Annotated in this window: 3 protein-coding genes; 1 reads left to right on the top strand and 2 read right to left on the bottom strand. The window is 72.7% G+C overall.

The window, feature by feature from the left end:
* Positions 1–27 precede the first annotated feature (27 nt).
* Positions 28–996 carry an ABC transporter ATP-binding protein gene (locus D3105_RS33250; RefSeq protein WP_118906534.1) on the bottom strand — a complete coding sequence of 323 codons (969 nt, stop codon included), beginning with the start codon at positions 994–996 and terminating at the stop codon, positions 28–30.
* A 188-nt stretch (positions 997–1,184) separates the two neighbouring features.
* Here D3105_RS33250 and D3105_RS33245 point away from each other — a divergent pair, with 188 nt between their 5' ends.
* Positions 1,185–1,745: a GNAT family N-acetyltransferase gene (locus D3105_RS33245; RefSeq protein ID WP_118906533.1), complete on the top strand. Its 561-nt coding sequence runs from the start codon at positions 1,185–1,187 to the stop codon at positions 1,743–1,745.
* A gap of 48 nt (positions 1,746–1,793) precedes the next feature.
* Here the strand turns inward: D3105_RS33245 and D3105_RS33240 are convergent.
* Positions 1,794–2,724: type IV secretory system conjugative DNA transfer family protein (locus D3105_RS33240; protein WP_240647120.1), on the bottom strand; the 931-nt coding region annotated here is incomplete at its 5' end.

Below are 2,724 nucleotides of genomic sequence, written 5' to 3'. Positions count from 1 at the left end.
GCGGCGGGGCGGTGGGGTGGGTGGTGGTCACGCTGCTGCTCCGGTGGCTGGTGTCGGCTGGTGCTGTCGCTGCGGGCGGTGCTCGACCGATTCCTGCGTGAGGTCCATGAACGCCTGCTCCAGCGAGACGGTCTGCGGCGTGAGTTCGTGCAGGGCGATCGCGTGCGTGGCGGCCACGTGTCCGATGTGCGCCGCGTCCACTCCTCGGATCCGGAGCTCGTGGGCTTCGGGCGCGGGGGTGGACATGGGGGCGGGGGCGACTGTGACGGTCACGTTCGGGGCCGTGAGGTGGGCTGCCAGCCTTTCCGGCTGGGGGGTGACGACTCTGACCGATGCCCCGCCTGCCGACCGGATCAGTTCGGCCACCGTGGTGTCGGCGAGGAGTCTGCCCCGGCCGATGACGATCAGGTGGTCGGCGGTGAGGGCCATCTCGCTCATCAGGTGGGAGGAGACGAGGACCGTACGGCCTTCGGCGGCGAGGGAGGTCAGGAGAGTACGGATCCACAGGACGCCTTCGGGGTCCAGGCCGTTGACCGGTTCGTCGAGGATGACGGTCGCAGGGTCGCCGAGGAGTGCCGCGGCGACGCCGAGCCGCTGGCCCATGCCGAGGGAGAAGCCCTTCACCCTGCGGTGGGCGGCGTCCGTCAGCCCGGCGAGGTCGATGACCTCCTCGACGCGGCGGCGGGGGATGCCGTGGGTGTGGGCGAGCGCCATCAGGTGGTTGAAGGCGGACCGGCCGGGGTGGACGGATCGGGCCTCCAACAGGGCGCCGACCTGGGTGAGGGGCGCGGGGTGGGTGGCGTAGGAGCGCCCGTTGACGGTGGAGCGGCCCTGCGTCGGGGTGTCGAGGCCGAGGAGCATGCGCATCGTCGTGGACTTGCCCGCCCCGTTGGGGCCGAGGAAACCGGTGACCGTGCCCGGGCGGACGGTGAAGTCGAGGTCCTGGACGACGGTTCTGTCGCCGTACCGCTTGGTGAGTCCGTGTGCCGTGATCATGCGGTCGACGCTACGGAGCCGGCGGCGGCCGGTCGTCCGACCGGGGGCGGGACGTCGGGACGGGCGTAGTACCGGGGTACGACGCGGTGCGGGGTGTGCCGCGCCGTGTGCGTGTGCGTGTGCGTGCGGGTGCCGGTTCGGTGAGTACTCGGTTGAACGTGAGGCGGGTCGGGGGCGAGGATCGCGGGATGGATTATGTGATGCGCGTGGTGCGGGCCGAGGAATGGCCGCAGGTCAGACAGTTGCGGCTGGATGCTCTGCAGGATCCGGCGGCCCCGGTGGCGTTCCTGGAGTCGTACGAGGACGCTGCGGCGAAGCCGGACGTGTTCTGGCAACAGCGTGCCGCCGATGCCGCCGAGGACGGACCCGGCCGAGTCCGCCAGTTCGTCGCGGAGTCGCCTGACGGGGAGTGGGTGGGGTCGGTCACCGTGCTCGTCGAGAGCCCGGACGACGAGGTGCGCTTCGGGGAGGCATCGCCGGTGGACCAGGCGCACCTGGTCGGTGTGTTCGTCCGGCCCGAGGTGCGGGGGACCGGGGTGACCGAGGCGTTGTTCCGCGAGGCCGTCGCGTGGGCCTGGTCGCTGTCCGTGCCCCGGATGGAGCGGGTGCGCCTCTACGTGCACGAGAGGAACCCGCGGGCCGCCGCGTTCTACCGGAAGTTCGGCTTCGTCCCCTCGGGGCAGCGGATTCCGGCGCCGGGCGACCGGGGTGAGGAGGAGGTGGAGTACGTCCTCGGGCGGGAGGGGTAGGGAGGCCCTGGTTGGCTTGTGCTGTTCTCGGCCTGCCCGCTTGTCCTGCTAGCCGATGCCCGGGGCCGGTGTGTGCAGGGTTTCCCGCCAGCGGGCTCGGCCCTGTTCCTGGGAGCGGAGCAGTACCAGCGCGGGCATGCCCCGCGTCTCGCCGGTCGCCAGCAGTTCCGGGAGCTGGGGAAGGGGTGCCACGGCCGCGACGTCGTCCAGGACGAGCGTCATTGGTGGGTCGAGCCGACCGTCGGTTGACCGTGCGGCCATGCGGCGGCCGTGCTCGACCACGTCTGCGGCGAGCGCGGTGAGGAGGGGCATCGCGCCCGGGCGCGAGCGGGGATCCTCGATGGGTTCGCCCACCAGGTAGAGCGTTCCCCCCTCGCGGGCAAAAGATTCCAGCGCGGCCGCATCCGATCGGTTGGCCGTGCACGCCTCGCGGATGTGGACCGAGGAGAGCGCCGAGAAGGCCCGTACGGTCAACTCCTGCGCCATCTCACGCCGTTCCGGATAGGCCGTGAGTGCGGACTCCAGGAGCCCGGCGAGTCCGGACGCGGCCTTGGGGTGCGTACGGAGGAGGCGTACCGGTTCGTGGGCGGCGGACCCCGAGGCCCATCGGGCCACCTGGCGGAACGGGCGGCCGTCCACCGCAGCGGCGTGCAGCCAGCACTGGAGGAGCGTCTGCGCCGTGTCGGCCACCGCCGCGTCGATCCTGGCCTGCGGGCGGACCGGGGCGAGCAGGGCGGCGGCCCGTGCGGCGGCGGTGTCGGGGCGCTCGCAGCCTGCGGTGGGCGACCAGTGGAGGCGGGCGGGGGTGTCGCAGAGGTGGCCCGGGTCGTAGACGAGGACCGGGCCGAGCTTGGACCGGGCGTCCTTCGTCTCGGCCCAGACCGTGGGGTCCGAAGTGACGACCAGCGCGGGGCCCTCGGCGTCGTGGATCGCCTGGACGACGGTGGGGCGCCGGGCGGGGGCGGGGGCGTAGACGAGG

The organism is Streptomyces globisporus (genome assembly GCF_003501885.1).
In the GTDB taxonomy this organism is placed as follows: domain Bacteria; phylum Actinomycetota; class Actinomycetes; order Streptomycetales; family Streptomycetaceae; genus Streptomyces; species Streptomyces globisporus_D.
Note: the sequence above shows the minus strand (reverse complement) of the source record. Positions and strands in the feature narration are given on the sequence as shown.

Excerpts from the sequence above, each read along its gene's own strand:
- D3105_RS33250 (WP_118906534.1), bottom strand. The coding sequence starts at position 996 with ATGATCACGGCACACGGACTCACCAAGCGGTACGGCGACAGAACCGTC.
- D3105_RS33245 (WP_118906533.1), top strand. The coding sequence starts at position 1,185 with ATGGATTATGTGATGCGCGTGGTGCGGGCCGAGGAATGGCCGCAGGTC.